The following is a 15,231-nucleotide window of genomic DNA, read 5'->3' on the forward strand; positions in this document are numbered from 1 at the left end:
GCGCCGGTAAGCGCGCACCTTGGCAGGCAATAGATTCGTCAAAATACTATCGAGATGATAGCTGCTAAGGCTTATACAGCAAGCGCTGGAAGCCAATTTTCTTATAAATCCTCGGAGCCGAGCAGCATTTCAGTGATGCCCTTGCCGGCCTGGACCATGGGGAACACGTTCTCGGTCGGGTCGGTGCGGAAGTCCATGAACACCGTACGGTCCTTGAGCTTGCGGGCTTCGCGCAGCGCCGGCTCCACGTCTTGCGGGCGCTCGATCAGCATACCGACGTGGCCAAAGGCCTCGGCGAGCTTGACGAAATTGGGCAGTGCGTCCATGTAGCTGTGGCTGTAGCGGCCGGAGTATTCGATCTCCTGCCACTGGCGCACCATGCCCAGGTACCGGTTGTTCAGCGACACCACCTTGATCGGGGTGTTGTACTGCAGGCAGGTGGAGAGCTCCTGGATGTTCATCTGCACCGAGCCTTCGCCGGTGATACAGAATACCTCGCTTTGCGGCTTGGCCAGCTTGATGCCCATGGCATAGGGAATGCCCACGCCCATGGTGCCGAGCCCCCCGGAGTTGATCCAGCGGCGCGGCTCGTCGAAGCGGTAGTACTGCGCCGCCCACATCTGGTGCTGGCCGACGTCGGACGTGATGTAGGTGTCTGCGTCCTTGGTCATGTTCCAGAGCGTCTCGACCACATACTGGGGCTTGATGACGTCCGAGCTACCCATGCTGTACTTGAGGCAGTCGCGGCTGCGCCAGCCTTCGATGGTGTCCCACCACGCCGCCAAGGCTCCAGCGTCGGCGCGGGTCGTGGTTTCGCGGATCATGGAGATCAGCTCGGTCAGCACGTCCTTGACATCGCCGACGATGGGGATATCGACCTTGACGCGCTTGGAAATGCTCGACGGGTCAATGTCGACGTGGATGATCTTGCGTTCGTTCTGCGCGAAGTGTTTGGGGTTACCAATGACGCGGTCGTCAAAACGCGCACCCACAGCCAGCAGCACGTCGCAGTTTTGCATGGCATTGTTGGCTTGCACCGTGCCGTGCATGCCGGGCATGCCCAGGAATTTGCGATCGCTCGCAGGGTAGGCGCCCAAGCCCATCAGCGTGTTCGTTACCGGGTAGCCCAGCATGTCGACCAATGTGCGCAGTTCGTTCGTGGCGTTGCCGAGCAACACGCCGCCGCCGGTGTAGATGTAGGGGCGTTTGGCGGTCAGCAACAGCTGCAGCGCCTTGCGGATCTGCCCGCCGTGGCCGCGACGCACTGGGTTGTAGGAACGCATTTCCACCGTTTGCGGGTAGCCCTCGTAGGCAGCCTTCTTGAACGATACATCCTTGGGTATATCGACCACCACGGGCCCTGGACGGCCCGAGCGGGCAATGTGGAAAGCCTTTTTCAAGGTGATTGCCAGATCGCGCGGATCCTTGACCAGGAAGTTGTGCTTGACGATGGGGCGCGTGATGCCAACGGTGTCGCATTCCTGGAAGGCGTCCAGGCCGATCGCGGCCGTGGGCACCTGACCGGTGATGATCACCATCGGGATGCTGTCCATGTAGGCCGTGGCAATCCCGGTGACGGCATTGGTCACGCCAGGGCCCGAAGTGACCAGCGCCACGCCCACATCGCCTGTGGCGCGGGCATAACCGTCTGCCGCGTGGACAGCCGCCTGCTCGTGGCGCACCAGCACATGCTGCATGGTGTCTTGCTTGTACAGCGCGTCGTAGATGTAGAGAACAGCACCGCCGGGGTAGCCCCAGATGTACTTGACGCCTTCGGCCTGCAAGGCCTTGACGAGGATTTCGGCCCCCATGAGTTCCTGGGGAGCGGGCGCAGCGCCCTGCTTTTGAGCGGCAGCTGCCGATGCGAGTTCGGCTGATGAGATTTCCATGATGAACCTTTGTGATTTTCTCTAACGAAAAACCTTGGGTGCTTCTTGCAAGGCCCTTGTGAAGCCCGCTCGAAACTTGAGACCAAGGCCATAGGCGGGATGATTGCCACGCCGGACCTTGACCCGTTTGCCTTGATGATGCAGCCTGAGATTATCGCACTGCAACAAACAGACTGTGTGCATAGCATCGAAAAAATCGCGGCGATGCAATAATTCGCGCGGCGGCGCCTCTGCAATGGGTGCGCGGCCTCTGTATCCACGGCGTTGTCCCCCTCTTGGCCACCGAAAAAGAACTGTCTGATTTCCTCAAAAGCGTCGAAAAACGGGCCTTTAAACGCTCGTACTACCACGTACGCAATGAGGAATCCGCTCTCGACATCGTGCAGGACAGCATGATGAAGCTGGCGCAACACTATGGCGACAAGCCTCCCGGCGAGCTGCCAATGCTGTACCAGCGCATTCTGAGCAACTGCACCTTGGACTGGTTTCGCCGCCAAAAAACCCACCGGGCGCTGTTCTCTTCGATGGGCGAATTCGTTGCGACGGGCGACGATGGGGCAGAATTTGATGCCTTGGAAGCACTGTCGTTTGCCAGCAACGGTGAGCATGCCCAAAGTACAGAAGATCTGGCGCGGCGCGCGCAGACCTTTCACCAAATTGAAGACGAGGTTGCGCGTTTGCCGCCGCGTCAACGAGAAGCGTTCTTGATGCGTTACTGGGAAGAGATGGACGTGGCAGAAACTGCAGCTGCCATGGGCTGCTCGGAGGGCAGCGTAAAAACCCACTGCTTTCGAGCGGTCCAGACCCTCGGCAAGGCACTCAAGGCCAAAGGAATCGAACTATGAACAATCTTCCCCAGAGCAGCGCCGAACGGGCCATGGAAGGCTTTGCGCAGCGCATCACTGCCCAGCTCGACGAAGCAACTGGCCATTTGGACTACCACGTCGTCGAGCGCCTGCGCGCCGGACGCGTGCAAGCGCTCGCCCATCGCAGAAAACCGATGTCGGTGCGCAAACCGGTGCCGGTGCTCACGCGGCTTGGGGCCAGTTTGGCATGGGGCGGTAGTTCGGGCGGCGGTTCGGGCAGTTGGTGGCACTCGCTGCTGGCAGCGGTGCCCATGCTGGCCCTGGTTGCGGGCATCATGGTCATCGGTGCGGCCCAGGATGAGACCGGTGTCATGGAAATTGCCGAAGTCGATGCCGCGCTGCTCGCCAGCGATCTGCCCCCTGCCGCCTATGCCGATCCTGGCTTTGTGCAGTTCCTCAAGGCGCGCGCAGAGGAAAGCCACTGAACCGGCTGCGTTTTAACAATTTTTGTGCATGCATCCACCCACCGCGTCCGTTCCTCGCTCGCCCCGGACCACGCCAGCCCTTGTGCTGGCGTTGGTTTTGTTGGTGGTGTTCGGTGCGGGCGGCCTGGCAATTCTCAATGTTGTTCCGATGGCACCCGGCACAGCCATCCCCGCGCAAGCGCTGGAGTCTGCAGGCGAACGCAGCGCAGAGACGCTGACTGCGGGCCCACGCAAGCCGCCGCGCTCATTGGGGCCAGGTTGGGAACTGATGACCACACCGCAAAAGCTCGCGCTCTATCCACTTGCCGAACGCTGGGCTTACCTGAGCGAAGCACAAAAGCGCCGCTGGCTGGTGTTGGCGGAGAATTTTGGCTCACTGTCTGAGCCCGAACAGGTGCGCCTGCATGAGCGCATGACGGCCTGGGCCAGCTTGAGCGCCCAGCAACGCAGCCAGGCCCGACTGAATTTCGCCGTCACACGCGCTCTGGCGCCGGAAAATATCCAATCGCAATGGGAAGCCTACCAGGCACTGAGTGAAGCTGAGAAGCAACGCCTGGCAGCGCATGCCGCGAAACCGCGCGGTGCTGCCACAGCGCTCAAGCCGGTGCCCTCCAAACGCCTGGCCCATGTGCCTGCTGCTCCGGATGCACGGGCACAATCGGCCAATCCTCCAAAAATCGTGTTCCCGTCCGCGTCTGCGGTCCGCGTGGTGCCCGCGCTTGAACCCAGCGCACTGCCTCCCTCGCCACCCGCGTCCAGCAGCTCACAGGCGGCAGGCACAGAGGTCCCGAGCGAGTCCAGCGCCGACGAAACTCCGCGCCCCTCAGACCCGCTGCCTGATCCCTACATCAATTGAACGCCTTGAACCCGACGCCCACGCCCTCCTCCGCTTCGCTACGCTCACCGGGCGACTCCCTTGTGGCCCCGGCGCTCTCGCGCCGCATGGCGTGCTGGCTCTACGAAGGCATTCTGATGTTCGGCGTCGTCTTCATTGCCGGCTACCTGTTTGGCACCTTGAGCCAGACCCGCAATGCACTGGACAACCGGCACCCGCTGCAGGCCTTTCTCTTTGTGGTGTTCGGCATCTATTTCGTCTGGTTCTGGGCCAAGGGCCAGACGCTGGCCATGAAAACCTGGCATATCCGCGTGGTAGACAGCGCCGGACAACCGCTGACGCAGCTTCGCGCACTGGGCCGCTACGTGCTCGCCTGGCTGTGGTTTTTGCCGCCTCTGGTGGTGCTCGCGCCGTTCGGACTTCCTGCCAGCGAGATCGTGGTGATTCTGGTGGGCTGGGTTGTTTTCTGGGCGCTCGCCAGTCGCCTGCACCCCCAGCGCCAGTTCTGGCACGACGCCCTGGCCGGCACGCGCCTCGTCAACAGCCAGCCGCGGGCCCAATAAGCACGCGGTGAGCTCTTTCGAGGCGCGCGACAATGCGCCCATGTCAGATATGCCCGGATCCAAGGCCCAATACGCCAATCCACAAAAAGAGCGGCGCGGCGCCAGCCGCATGCTGCACGCCACCCGCTATTCCCTGCTTGGGCTGCGCGCCGCCTGGGGGGAAACTGCATTTCGCCAGGAAGTCCTTGCCGCGCTGGTGCTGGTGCCCGCCGCATTCTGGTTGGGGCGCAGCTGGGTTGAGGTCGCACTGCTGGCCGGTTCAGTCGTACTGCTGATGATTGTTGAATTGCTCAACACAGGTATTGAGGCGGCCATCGACCGTATTGGCCCTGAATGGCATGCGCTCTCGGGCCGGGCGAAAGACATGGGCAGCGCCGCCGTACTGCTCAGCCTGCTGCTGTGCATGGGCATCTGGGGCGCCGCCATTTACCAAAGGATTGTTCATGGCTGAGCCACGTTTTTCGGTGTGTGTGTACTGCGGTTCGCGGCCCGGCGAGAACCCGCTGTTTGCCGAGGCCGCGCAGGCGGTGGGCAGCTGGATTGGTGCGCAGGGGGGTCAACTCGTCTATGGCGGTGGCCGCAGCGGCTTGATGGGCACCGTGGCGCAGGCGACGGCGCAGGCCGGCGGGCGCGTGGTGGGCGTGATTCCCCAGTCGCTGGTGGACAAGGAACATGCCAACCGCGCCTGCGACGAGTTGCACATCGTGCAGACCATGCACGAGCGCAAGGCATTGATGGCCGAGCGCAGCGACGCCTTCCTGGCGCTGCCGGGCGGCATCGGCACGTTTGAAGAACTGTTTGAAGTCTGGACCTGGAGCCAGCTCGGCTACCATGACAAGCCGATTGGCCTGCTCGACGTGGCCGATTATTACCAACCCCTGCTGGCATTTCTGGCAGGCAGTGTTCAGGCGGGTTTCATGGGCTCGTGGCAAATGGACCTGGTGCGCATTGGCACGGAGCCGGCGAGCCTGCTGGAGCAGTTGGTGCAATCGGGGCTGCGCAACGCCCCGCAAGATGGGGCGCTGCGGGCCAGGATTTGACCCCCCTGGGTTGGCTACACCGCCGCGTCGTCCAGATCTCCGGTGCGGATACGCACCACACGCTCTACTGCAGTAACGAAGATCTTGCCGTCGCCAATCTTCCCCGTGCGCGCCACCTGCACGATGGCGTCGACGCAGCGCTCCAGGTCTTCGGTGCGCACCACCACTTCGATCTTCACCTTGGGCAGGAAGTCCACCACGTACTCGGCTCCGCGGTACAGCTCGGTATGGCCCTTCTGGCGACCAAAGCCCTTGACCTCGGTGACCGTCAGGCCGGTAACGCCGCATTCGGCCAGCGCTTCGCGCACTTCTTCGAGCTTGAAGGGCTTGATGACGGCGGTGATCATTTTCATGGGGAGACTCCTGTTTTTAAAAAATCTTGTCAGGCGCGGAACTGGTTGGTGATCGGGTAGCGCCAGTCCTTGCCAAAGCTGCGCCGCGTCACGCGGATGCCCACGGGCGCCTGGCGGCGTTTGTATTCGTTGATCTTGATGAGGCGCGTCACGCGCTCGACATCGGCGCGCTCGAAGCCGGCTGCAATGATGGATTCGATCGCCTCGTCATTTTCCATGTAGCGCGCGATGATGGCGTCCAGTACCTCGTAGGGCGGCAAGCTGTCCTGGTCGGTCTGGTTGGGGCGCAGTTCAGCACTCGGCGGGCGCGTGATGATTCGCTCGGGAATGGGGTTGGCGCCGGTGCCAAACGGATCGTTGTCGTTGCGCCAGCGCGCCAGGGCAAAAACCTGTGTCTTGGGGACATCCTTGATGGGCGCGAAACCGCCCGCCATGTCGCCGTAGAGCGTGCAGTAACCCGTGGCCAATTCGCTCTTGTTGCCCGTGGTCAGCACGATGCTGGCGAACTTGTTGGACAGCGCCATCAACAGCGTGCCGCGAATGCGGGCCTGCAGGTTCTCTTCCGTCGTGTCCTCGGCCATGCCGGCAAACTGCGGTACCAGCGAGGCCTTGAAGGCTTCAAACGCCGGGCGAATGTCGATTTCCTCGTACGACACGCCCAGGCGCCCCGCCATGTCGCGCGCGTCAATCCAGCTGATGTCTGCCGTGTAGGGCGAGGGCATCATCACCGTGCGAACGCGGTCTTTGCCGAGCGCATCCACGGCCAGCGCCAGCACCAGGGCAGAGTCCATTCCGCCCGAGAGCCCCAGCACCACGCTTGGGAAGCCGTTCTTGGAGATGTAGTCGCGCACACCCAGCACCAGCGCATGCCACAAGTCGGGCAGCAAGCCTGGCAGCGGCGCGATGTCTGCTTTTATTTTGATAGCTGCCTGCGCTTTCTCCACCTGCGCAAACACCAGTTTTTCTTCAAAAGCCGGGGCGCGGGCAACAACGATACCGTCTGCATCCAGCGCAAACGAGCGCCCTTCAAACACCACCTCGTCCTGCCCGCCCACCAGGTGCGCGTACACCAGCGGCAGGCCGGTTTCCTGCACCCGTGCACGCATGGTCTGCTCGCGTGCGCTGCTCTTGCCGCCGTGGAACGGCGAGGCGTTGATGACGGCGATGAGCTGGGCGCCCGCTGCCGCCACGTCGCGCGCCGGGGCGGTGTGCCAGGCGTCCTCGCAAATCAGCAGGCCCACCCGCAAACCAGCCACCTCGAACACGCAAGGCGCCGCGCCGGGGCGAAAATACCGCCGCTCATCAAATACTTCGTAGTTGGGGAGTTCGCGCTTGGCATAGGTCTGCTCGATCTGTCCGGCGCGCAGCACGCTGGCGGCGTTGAAACAGGTGGCAAACGCGCCTGCGCCGCTTGCCCGCTGGGGGTGCCCCAGCACAATGACGAGGTCTTTCAAGCCCGCCGTCGCCTCGGCAATGCGTTTGACGGCATCATCACAGGCCGAGAGAAACGCCGGCCGCAGGAACAAATCCTCGGCGGCGTAGCCACACAAGGCCAGTTCGGGGGTCAGCAGCAAAACAGCACCACCGGCATGGGCCACGTGCGCTGCATCGATGATTTTCTGTGCGTTGCCGCGCAGGTCACCCACCGTGAAATTGAGTTGCGCTATGCAAATGGAGAGCGTCATGGGGTCCAGAGGTTCGGACAAAAACCATTGGCAGGTCACTGCGCCCGTGGAATGCGCACGCGTTGCCTGGGCGGTGCATGGCTGAAAAAGCGATTATCACCCGCGTACATACCAGTCCGCTGGCGCTGGACGCCGCCGAATGGAACGCGTTGCTGGCACAGCAAGGGCACGTCACTCCATTTATGCGCCATGAATATCTGGCTGCGCTGCACACGAGTGACAGCGCCGTGCCTGCGACTGGTTGGCACGCACGCTACCTGACGCTTGAGCAGGAAGGCCGATTGGTTGCCGCCTGCCCGCTGTACCTGAAAGAGCACTCCTACGGCGAGTACATATTCGACTGGGCCTGGGCACGCGCCTACCAGGAACACGGCCTGCACTACTACCCCAAGGCCCTGATCGCCGTGCCCTTCACCCCGGTGCCAGGCACCCGCCTGCTGGCGCGCGATGAATTTGCGCGCACGGCCCTCCTTCGTGCGGCAGTGGCTTGGTGTAAGGAGCAGTCTTTGTCTTCCCTGCACCTGCTTTTTGGCAGCGATGAGGACATGGCGGCAAGCAGAAATGTTGGGCTGATGCAGCGCACCACGGTGCAATTCCACTGGAACAACCGTGCGCCAGACGGTGGAAAATTCCGTGATTTCGAGCATTTTCTCGGCGCCCTTACCCAGGACAAGCGCAAGAAAATCCGCCAGGAACAGCGCCGCGTGCGGGATGCAGGCGTGCGCTTTCGCTGGGCGCGCAGCACAGACATTGCAGTTGCCGACTGGGAGTTCTTCTACCGCTGCTACGAACGCACCTATCTGGAGCACGGCAACCCGCCCTACCTCAGCCGTACCTTCTTTGAGCGCATGGCGCAAGACATGCCGGACGCCTGGCTGCTGTTCATTGCCGAGCGGGGGGGACAGGCAATAGCTACCAGTTTGATAGCGATCAACGCAGACCCATCAAGCGCTGGAGGCCAAAATGTATTGAATTTCCCGTCGCCAACAGCCTACGGACGCTACTGGGGAGCGCTGGAGCGCGTCGACAGCCTGCACTTCGACGCCTGCTACTACCAGCCGCTCGCCTGGTGCATTGCGCATGGATTGGGCGCCTTCGAGGGCGGCGCACAAGGTGAGCACAAAATGGCCCGCGCGCTGATGCCTGTGGCCACGCACAGCGCCCATTGGCTGGCGCACCCGGCCTTTGCCGACGCGGTGGAACGCTTCCTGGAGCGCGAAGATGCCGGCATGGCGGCGTATGTGGAAGAACTGCGGGCGCACACACCCTTTCGCACTGCAACGCGCCCGGCACCAAACCCCTGATTGCAACGCGGCGGTGCGTCCCATGCAGTTGCCAGCCCGTCCAAAGATGCATATCATGTACATCTAATAAAACCAGCCATTTCCACGATGCCCGTTACCACCCCAACCGCTCTGCTCTGCTCCCCGACGCCCGAGGTCTGCCATGGGCGCGTCTGACCAAGAGGCGCCTCTGGCGCAAGCGCTGGAGCGTTCCTATCAGCACGGTTTCACTACCGACATCGAATCCGACTCGCTGCCGCCAGGCCTCGACGAAGGCACGATCCGCGCCATTTCCCTGCGCAAGCGCGAACCGGAGTTCTTGCTCAAGTGGCGCCTGGCCGCCTACGAGCGCTGGCTGACCATGCCCGCCCCCGAGTGGGCGCATGTCCACATGGAGCCGGTGGATTTGCAGGCGCTTTGTTACTACTCGGCGCCCAAATCGCTCAAGGACGGACCCAAGAGCCTGGCCGATGTAGACCCCAAACTGCTGGAGACCTACGAAAAATTGGGCGTGCCGCTGCACGAACGCGCGCGCCTGGCGGGTGTGGCGGTGGATGCGGTGTTCGATTCGGTCTCGGTGGGCACCACCTTCCGCGAGCAACTGCACAAGGTCGGTGTCGTCTTTTGCTCGTTCTCACACGCCGTGGAGCATTACCCGGAGCTGATTGAACGCTACATGGGCAGCGTGGTGCCGGTGGGTGACAACTACTACGCCGCGCTCAATTCTGCGGTGTTTTCCGACGGCTCCTTCGTCTACATCCCCAAAGGCGTGCGCTGCCCGATGGAGCTGTCTTCGTACTTCCGCATCAACGCCAAGGGCACCGGCCAGTTCGAGCGCACGCTGATCATTGCCGAGGAAGGCAGCCATGTGAGCTACCTGGAAGGCTGCACGGCGCCGCAGCGCGACGAGAACCAGCTGCACGCCGCAGTGGTCGAGCTGGTGGCGCACGACGACGCCTATATCAAGTATTCAACCGTGCAGAACTGGTACCCCGGCGACGAAAACGGCCTGGGCGGCATCTACAACTTCGTCACCAAGCGGGGACTGTGCGCCGGCAAGCGCGCGCATATCTCGTGGACGCAGATTGAAACCGGCTCGGCCATCACCTGGAAGTACCCCAGCGTGGTGCTGCGCGGCGACGATTCGCGCGGCGAGTTCCATTCGATTGCGGTGTCCAACCACTTCCAGCAGGCAGACACCGGCACCAAGATGATTCACCTGGGCAAGAACACCAGCAGCCGCATCGTCTCCAAGGGCATCAGCGCCGGCAATGCGCAAAACAGCTACCGCGGCCTGGTGCGCATTTCCCCCGGCGCGGCCAACGCGCGCAACCACACGCAGTGCGATTCGCTCTTGATTGGCCCGAAATGCGGCGCGCACACCTTCCCCTACATCGACACCGCCCGCAGTGACGCCGTGGTGGAGCACGAAGCCACCACCACGCGCATTTCACAAGACCGTTTGTTCTATTGCCAGCAGCGCGGCATAGCGCCCGACGACGCGACAGCGCTCATCGTCGGCGGCTTCTGCCAGTCGGTGCTCGAAGAGCTGCCGATGGAATTCGCGCTTGAAGCCAAGGCCTTGCTGGCCGTCTCGCTCGAAGGCTCGGTGGGCTGAGCCCAACATTCATAAAAATCGAAACACCCCATGACCACTTCCTCCACCCCCCTGCTGCAACTGGACGCCCTGCGCGTTGCCATTGGCGAGAAGACCATCCTGCAATCGATCAACCTTGATGTGGCCCCCGGCGAACTCGTGGTGCTCATGGGCGCCAACGGCAGCGGCAAGAGCACGCTGGGCCTGGCGCTGGCTGGCCATCCTGCTTACCAGGTGACGCACGGCACAGCGCGAATGAATGGCGCGGACCTGCTCGCCATGGAACCGCAGGACCGCGCCCGCGCCGGGCTGTTTCTGTCGTTTCAGTCGCCGCCCGAGATTCCTGGCGTCAAGAACAACCTGTTCATCCGCACCGCGATGAACGCCGTACGCGCAGCCCGTGGTGAAGAGCCGCAGGACGCGTACGACTTTCTCGGCAGCGCCAAGGCCGCCGCGGCGACGCTTGGTCTGCCCGACACCATGCTCAGCCGTCCGGTGAACGACGGCTTTTCCGGTGGCGAGAGGAAGCGCAACGAGCTTCTGCAACTGTCCTTGCTGCGCCCGCGCCTGGCGGTGCTCGACGAAATCGACTCCGGCATGGACGTCGATGGCGTGCGCGCCGTCGTCGAACTGGTGCAGCGCCTGCGCAGCGAAGGCACGGCCTTCATCGTTGTCTCGCACTACCTGCAGCTGATTGAGTCGCTGCAACCCGATACGGTGCTGCGCCTTGCCAACGGCCAGATTGCCGAACGCGGCGACATCGCCCTGGCGCAGCGCATAGCGCGCACCGGTTTTGTCCAGGCCCCCGAGCTGGCAGAGGCTTGAGACCATGAACATTCGCCCCTTTACCGCGCATGAGGCCATGCTCATGGCCCGCGAGCACCTCGCCGCCACCGGCTGGATAGGAAAAAAAAACGAGTCGTTTCGCCACCTGTCGCCACCTCCGGCTGCCGACTGGCTGGAACATGCTGCCGCAACCCGATTGACCGAGAGCAGCGGCTGGTCCCTCACCACGCTGGCCGGCGGCACGCCCAGCGGCGTCACCGCGCACGAGCTATCTGCCACCGACACGGCGCAGCGTGCCGAGTTGTTCGCCGACCTGGACTTGCCGGGTGACGGCGACGCCGCACCGTTTGCCTGGGCGCACCGCGCCTTGTGTTCTGCAGGCCTGCGTCTGCGGGTGGAGGCCGGTACCGCACAGCAACCCACGCAGCTTGAACTGCGCCACCAGCCCACGGGCCAGGTGGAGGCGCCCCTGCTGGTGCTCGATATCGCCGAAGGAGTGCACTGCGTCCTGCGCGAACTCCATCTGGCGGGCGACACAGCCCCCTCTGGCGGCAAGGTCCAGAACCTGCAGTTGCACGTGCGTCTCGCGCGGGGCGCGAATCTGCAGCACCTGCGCATCCTGGCACCGCACGCGGACGACCGCTGCGCACACATCGTCCACGCCCAAGTCGGCCAGGATGCCCGCTACGTTCAGGCCTTTGTCGCCGGCGGCAGCAGCTACCACCTGCAGCGCAGCGACGTGCTGCTCAGCGGCGCCGGTGCTTCGGCCCATGTTGCAGGCCTGACCTGTGCGGCCGACACAAAGTTCGAGCAGCAGGTTTTCATGCGCCACGCTGCAGCACACACCACCAGCCACAGCGAAGCGCTGGTACTGGCCAGCGGCAAGGCGCACACGGTGGCCAACGCCAGCACGCACATTGCACCGGGCTCGGACGAGGCCGACGTGCACCAGCGGCTCGCGGGCATCCCGCTGGGTGGCCAGCCACGCCTCATCCTGCGCCCGCACCTGGAGATTTACCACGACAACGTGCAAGCGGCCCACGGCGCCACCTGGGGCGCTTTGCCCGAAGACGCCTTGTTCTACGCACGCCAGCGCGGACTGGACGCGGTGGCCGCACGCTCGCTCATCATCGAAGGCATGGCCAACGCTCTGCTGTCGCGCTGCTTCACGGACACCGCCACGCTCGATGCCCTGACCCAGGGCGATGCCCTTCAAGGCGTGCTGCGCCAGGTGCTGGAGACAAGCCATGGGTGACATGCTTCCCGCCCGCTGGCTCAGCGCATCCGGCGCAGCTCCCACCGGCCCGTCCGGCGTTGCCGGACTGCGCGCGCTGTTTCCGGTGCTTTCCCAGCACATTCAGGGCCACCCGCTGGCCTATCTGGACAACGCCGCCACCACGCAGATGCCGCAGCCGGTGCTGGACGCCTTGCAGCACTTCGAGCGCCACAACCGCGCCAACATCCACCGCGGCGTGCACGCACTGAGCCAGCGCGCCACCGACGCCTACGACGCTGCGCGCGCCCAGCTCAAACGCTTTGTCGGTGCAGGATCTGAGCACGAACTGGTGTTCACCTCGGGCACCACCGAGTCGCTCAACCTCGTGGCGCATGGCCTGTCGGCACACGCCGGCGGCAGCAAGCCTTTGCAGCCGGGCGACGAAATCATCGTCAGCGGCCTGGAACACCACGCCAACCTGCTGCCCTGGCAGCGCGCCGCGCGCGAGAGTGGCGCGCTGCTGCGCATCCTCTTGCCCGACGCCCAAGGCCATCTGCGCGCCGAGGACCTGGCTCGCCTGCTGACACCGCGCACCCGCGTGTTCGCCGTGACCGCCTGCGCCAACGCCACCGGAGAACGCCCGCCCTTTGCCGAACTCTTGGCCATGGCGCATCAAGCCGGCGCCCTGACCGTGCTGGACGCTGCCCAGGTGGCGGCGCACGCCGTGCCCGACATCTCTACCCTGCCCTGCGATTTCCTCGTCTTCTCCGGCCACAAGATGTATGGCCCCATGGGCACTGGCGCGCTGGTGGGCAGGCGCGAAGCCCTTGAACTGCTGGCGCCGTTTCGCGTCGGCGGCGACATGGTGGAATGGGTGAGCTTCACCGACGCCAGCTACGCCGCGCTCCCGGCCCGACTGGAAGCCGGCACGCCCAATGTCGGCGGTGCCATCGGCATGGCGGCCGCGGCGAAATTCATTGACGCCGTGGGCCGGGATGCGATTGACCAGCATTTGCACGCCCTGCGCGCCCAAGCCGTGCAAGGCCTCTCGGCCCTGCCCGGCCTGCGCGTTCTGTCGGCCGACACGCTGGATACCGCCATCGTCTCCTTCGTTACCGACGGCGCGCACCCGCACGATGTCGGCACCCTGCTCGACGGCCAGGGCATCGCCGTGCGCACGGGTCTGCACTGCGCCCAGCCCCTGCTGGAGCACCTGGGCTGCGGGCCGACGACGCGCGCCTCGTTTGCCCTCTACAACACGCCGGAAGAAGTCGAGCGCCTGGTCGCAGGCGTCGCCAAGGCCCTGGAGTTGTTGCGATGAGCAGCGCCGAAACCGACCTGTACCAGGAGCTGGTGCTGGAGCACAAACGCTCGCCACGCAACTTCGGCCACCTCTCCGCACCCACGCACCAGGCACGCGGCACCAACCCCTCGTGCGGAGACGACCTGTCCGTGGAACTGGCAGTTGCCGATGGCAAACTGGCCGACATCCGTTTTCACGGCCAGGGCTGCGCCATCTGCATGGCGTCCGCCTCGATGATGAGCGAAGCCGTCAAAGGCCAGGAGATCGCTGCAGCCCAGAAGCTGCAACAGCACTTTCGCGCCGTGCTTACCGGGGAAGAAAGCGCCGACGCCGCCCCGCTCGGCAAGCTCGTCAGCCTGGCCGGCGTCAGCCGCTACCCCAGCCGAATCAAGTGCGCACTGCTGGGCTGGCATGCGCTGATGCACGCCATTGCCAGCAACCCAGCCGCGCCCACCGTCCCCGTATCGACGGAAGGAGAAACCCCATCATGATGAAACGCATGCGCGAAGACGTGCTGATCAACCGGCCTGTAACGGTCGAGCGCATCCCCGATGGCACCCCCATGGATTTGCCTGGCGGCGGGTGGGCGCAGGTGACCCAGGCCCTGGGCTCCAATTTCACCTTGGTGGTAGATGGCCAGTTGGTGCGGCTTAAGGGCAGCGATGCCGACGCCATTGGCAAGGAGCCGCCAGCCCAAGTCGAGCATCCCGAGAATGTTGAAGTTGAAGACGTCAGCGAGCTCATCTGGAACACGCTCAAAACCTGCTATGACCCGGAAATTCCGGTCAATATCGTTGACTTGGGTCTGGTGTATCGCTGTGATCTGGAGCCCATGGAGGGCGGCGATGTGCGCGCTCTGATCGACATGACCCTCACCGCACCCGGCTGCGGCATGGGCGAGGCCATTGCTGACGAAGTTTGCGACAAGGTATTGGCGATTCCACGCGTCGGCGAGATCACGGTGAACATGGTGTTCGACCCGCCATGGGACCGTTCGCGCATGTCTGAGTCAGCCATGCTGGCCCTCGGCATGTAAATCACCGCACCCAACAAAAAGGCGCCTCGTGGGCGCCTTTTTGTCGTGCCAAGGAGAAGCTCAGCCGCCGCAAGCCCCCCTGAGCAGCAGTGGTGTTCTTCTGCATCTTCGGGTATTTCCAGCTTGCTGATCAGCACGCGCCACTGGTCCGGACCGGACTGCAGATACGCCCACTGAAACTGGCCGGGCGAGCGCGCATCGAACTGGTGGTGCAGCGGGCGCGGGTCGTGATCGCTGACAATTTGGACGGCCTCTCCGGGAAGCAGCTCGTCAAACTGGCCAAAAATGGTGGTGTGGCGCTGAGGCGGGGGAATCTGGCGCACGTCGATCACGGGAGACTGGGTAGGAAGCATG

Annotated in this window: 16 protein-coding genes and 1 pseudogene; 13 read left to right on the plus strand and 4 right to left on the minus strand. The window is 63.7% G+C overall.

Annotated features, from left to right (window positions below):
• Positions 1-101: 101 nt before the first annotated feature.
• Complete coding sequence (locus C6571_RS00175) at positions 102-1,889, minus strand: acetolactate synthase 3 catalytic subunit (RefSeq protein WP_106444840.1); 1,788 nt, start codon at positions 1,887-1,889, stop codon at positions 102-104.
• A 275-nt stretch (positions 1,890-2,164) separates the two neighbouring features.
• Here C6571_RS00175 and C6571_RS00180 point away from each other — a divergent pair, with 275 nt between their 5' ends.
• The 6 genes from C6571_RS00180 to C6571_RS00205 all read left to right on the plus strand — a co-directional run bounded on the left by C6571_RS00180 (position 2,165) and on the right by C6571_RS00205 (position 5,618).
• A complete protein-coding gene (locus C6571_RS00180) occupies positions 2,165-2,734 on the plus strand; it encodes an RNA polymerase sigma factor (RefSeq protein WP_106444842.1) in 570 nt (189 codons plus the stop codon).
• The gene (locus tag C6571_RS00185; RefSeq protein ID WP_106444844.1) at positions 2,731-3,180 is read left to right on the plus strand and encodes a DUF3619 family protein; all 450 of its coding nucleotides are present in this window, start codon (positions 2,731-2,733) and stop codon (positions 3,178-3,180) included. Before C6571_RS00180 ends, C6571_RS00185 begins: the two co-directional genes overlap by 4 nt.
• 28 nt (positions 3,181-3,208) lie before the next feature.
• On the plus strand, positions 3,209-4,036 hold the full coding sequence (locus tag C6571_RS00190; protein WP_106444846.1) for a DUF3106 domain-containing protein: 828 nt from the start codon (positions 3,209-3,211) through the stop codon (positions 4,034-4,036).
• Positions 4,037-4,122: 86 nt separating this feature from the next.
• The gene (locus C6571_RS00195) at positions 4,123-4,578 is read left to right on the plus strand and encodes an RDD family protein (RefSeq protein ID WP_106447935.1); all 456 of its coding nucleotides are present in this window, start codon (positions 4,123-4,125) and stop codon (positions 4,576-4,578) included.
• 40 nt (positions 4,579-4,618) lie between these two features.
• Positions 4,619-5,029 carry a diacylglycerol kinase gene (locus tag C6571_RS00200; protein WP_106444848.1) on the plus strand — a complete coding sequence of 137 codons (411 nt, stop codon included), beginning with the start codon at positions 4,619-4,621 and terminating at the stop codon, positions 5,027-5,029.
• A complete protein-coding gene (locus C6571_RS00205) occupies positions 5,022-5,618 on the plus strand; it encodes an LOG family protein (RefSeq protein WP_106444849.1) in 597 nt (198 codons plus the stop codon). Before C6571_RS00200 ends, C6571_RS00205 begins: the two co-directional genes overlap by 8 nt.
• Positions 5,619-5,632: 14 nt before the next feature.
• Here the strand turns inward: C6571_RS00205 and C6571_RS00210 are convergent, their stop codons facing one another.
• Positions 5,633-5,971 (minus strand): P-II family nitrogen regulator, encoded by a 339-nt coding sequence (locus C6571_RS00210; RefSeq protein WP_106444851.1) that lies wholly within the window; start codon positions 5,969-5,971, stop codon positions 5,633-5,635.
• A gap of 29 nt (positions 5,972-6,000) precedes the next feature.
• Positions 6,001-7,656, minus strand: coding sequence for an NAD+ synthase (locus C6571_RS00215; protein ID WP_106444853.1), 1,656 nt, complete (start codon positions 7,654-7,656; stop codon positions 6,001-6,003).
• 77 nt (positions 7,657-7,733) lie between these two features.
• Here C6571_RS00215 and C6571_RS00220 point away from each other — a divergent pair, with 77 nt between their 5' ends.
• The 7 genes from C6571_RS00220 to sufT all read left to right on the plus strand — a co-directional run bounded on the left by C6571_RS00220 (position 7,734) and on the right by sufT (position 14,877).
• The gene (locus C6571_RS00220) at positions 7,734-8,960 is read left to right on the plus strand and encodes a GNAT family N-acetyltransferase (protein ID WP_106444855.1); all 1,227 of its coding nucleotides are present in this window, start codon (positions 7,734-7,736) and stop codon (positions 8,958-8,960) included.
• Positions 8,961-9,102: 142 nt separating this feature from the next.
• Positions 9,103-10,557 (plus strand): Fe-S cluster assembly protein SufB, encoded by a 1,455-nt coding sequence (gene sufB, locus C6571_RS00225; protein WP_106444857.1) that lies wholly within the window; start codon positions 9,103-9,105, stop codon positions 10,555-10,557.
• Positions 10,558-10,587: 30 nt separating this feature from the next.
• Positions 10,588-11,361: a Fe-S cluster assembly ATPase SufC gene (sufC, locus tag C6571_RS00230; protein ID WP_106444859.1), complete on the plus strand. Its 774-nt coding sequence runs from the start codon at positions 10,588-10,590 to the stop codon at positions 11,359-11,361.
• Positions 11,362-11,365: 4 nt separating this feature from the next.
• The gene (locus tag C6571_RS00235; RefSeq protein WP_245901336.1) at positions 11,366-12,577 is read left to right on the plus strand and encodes a SufD family Fe-S cluster assembly protein; all 1,212 of its coding nucleotides are present in this window, start codon (positions 11,366-11,368) and stop codon (positions 12,575-12,577) included.
• Positions 12,570-13,859: an aminotransferase class V-fold PLP-dependent enzyme gene (locus C6571_RS00240; protein ID WP_106444861.1), complete on the plus strand. Its 1,290-nt coding sequence runs from the start codon at positions 12,570-12,572 to the stop codon at positions 13,857-13,859. The genes C6571_RS00235 and C6571_RS00240 overlap by 8 nt, the downstream gene beginning before the upstream one ends.
• Positions 13,856-14,332, plus strand: coding sequence for a Fe-S cluster assembly sulfur transfer protein SufU (gene sufU / locus C6571_RS00245; protein ID WP_106444863.1), 477 nt, complete (start codon positions 13,856-13,858; stop codon positions 14,330-14,332). Before C6571_RS00240 ends, sufU begins: the two co-directional genes overlap by 4 nt.
• Complete coding sequence (gene sufT, locus C6571_RS00250; RefSeq protein ID WP_106444865.1) at positions 14,332-14,877, plus strand: putative Fe-S cluster assembly protein SufT; 546 nt, start codon at positions 14,332-14,334, stop codon at positions 14,875-14,877. Before sufU ends, sufT begins: the two co-directional genes overlap by 1 nt.
• A 182-nt stretch (positions 14,878-15,059) precedes the next feature.
• On the opposite strand, the pseudogene C6571_RS20200 reads toward sufT, so the two are convergent.
• Positions 15,060-15,230: pseudogene (locus C6571_RS20200) on the minus strand (DUF2249 domain-containing protein); the annotation flags it as partial.
• Position 15,231: the final 1 nt, after the last annotated feature.

It is taken from the genome of Simplicispira suum, from assembly GCF_003008595.1.
Lineage (GTDB): Bacteria > Pseudomonadota > Gammaproteobacteria > Burkholderiales > Burkholderiaceae_C > Simplicispira > Simplicispira suum.

What these genes read in the sequence shown, in the direction of transcription:
- C6571_RS00175 (WP_106444840.1), bottom strand. Translation starts at nt 1,889, where the DNA reads ATGGAAATCTCATCAGCCGAACTCGCATCGGCAGCTGCCGCTCAAAAG.
- C6571_RS00185 (WP_106444844.1), top strand. Translation starts at nt 2,731, where the DNA reads ATGAACAATCTTCCCCAGAGCAGCGCCGAACGGGCCATGGAAGGCTTT.
- C6571_RS00190 (WP_106444846.1), top strand. Translation starts at nt 3,209, where the DNA reads ATGCATCCACCCACCGCGTCCGTTCCTCGCTCGCCCCGGACCACGCCA.
- C6571_RS00195 (WP_106447935.1), top strand. Translation starts at nt 4,123, where the DNA reads ATGGCGTGCTGGCTCTACGAAGGCATTCTGATGTTCGGCGTCGTCTTC.
- C6571_RS00200 (WP_106444848.1), top strand. Translation starts at nt 4,619, where the DNA reads ATGTCAGATATGCCCGGATCCAAGGCCCAATACGCCAATCCACAAAAA.
- C6571_RS00205 (WP_106444849.1), top strand. Translation starts at nt 5,022, where the DNA reads ATGGCTGAGCCACGTTTTTCGGTGTGTGTGTACTGCGGTTCGCGGCCC.
- C6571_RS00210 (WP_106444851.1), bottom strand. Translation starts at nt 5,971, where the DNA reads ATGAAAATGATCACCGCCGTCATCAAGCCCTTCAAGCTCGAAGAAGTG.
- C6571_RS00215 (WP_106444853.1), bottom strand. Translation starts at nt 7,656, where the DNA reads ATGACGCTCTCCATTTGCATAGCGCAACTCAATTTCACGGTGGGTGAC.
- C6571_RS00220 (WP_106444855.1), top strand. Translation starts at nt 7,734, where the DNA reads ATGGCTGAAAAAGCGATTATCACCCGCGTACATACCAGTCCGCTGGCG.
- sufB (WP_106444857.1), top strand. Translation starts at nt 9,103, where the DNA reads ATGGGCGCGTCTGACCAAGAGGCGCCTCTGGCGCAAGCGCTGGAGCGT.
- sufC (WP_106444859.1), top strand. Translation starts at nt 10,588, where the DNA reads ATGACCACTTCCTCCACCCCCCTGCTGCAACTGGACGCCCTGCGCGTT.
- C6571_RS00235 (WP_245901336.1), top strand. Translation starts at nt 11,366, where the DNA reads ATGAACATTCGCCCCTTTACCGCGCATGAGGCCATGCTCATGGCCCGC.
- C6571_RS00240 (WP_106444861.1), top strand. Translation starts at nt 12,570, where the DNA reads ATGGGTGACATGCTTCCCGCCCGCTGGCTCAGCGCATCCGGCGCAGCT.
- sufU (WP_106444863.1), top strand. Translation starts at nt 13,856, where the DNA reads ATGAGCAGCGCCGAAACCGACCTGTACCAGGAGCTGGTGCTGGAGCAC.
- sufT (WP_106444865.1), top strand. Translation starts at nt 14,332, where the DNA reads ATGAAACGCATGCGCGAAGACGTGCTGATCAACCGGCCTGTAACGGTC.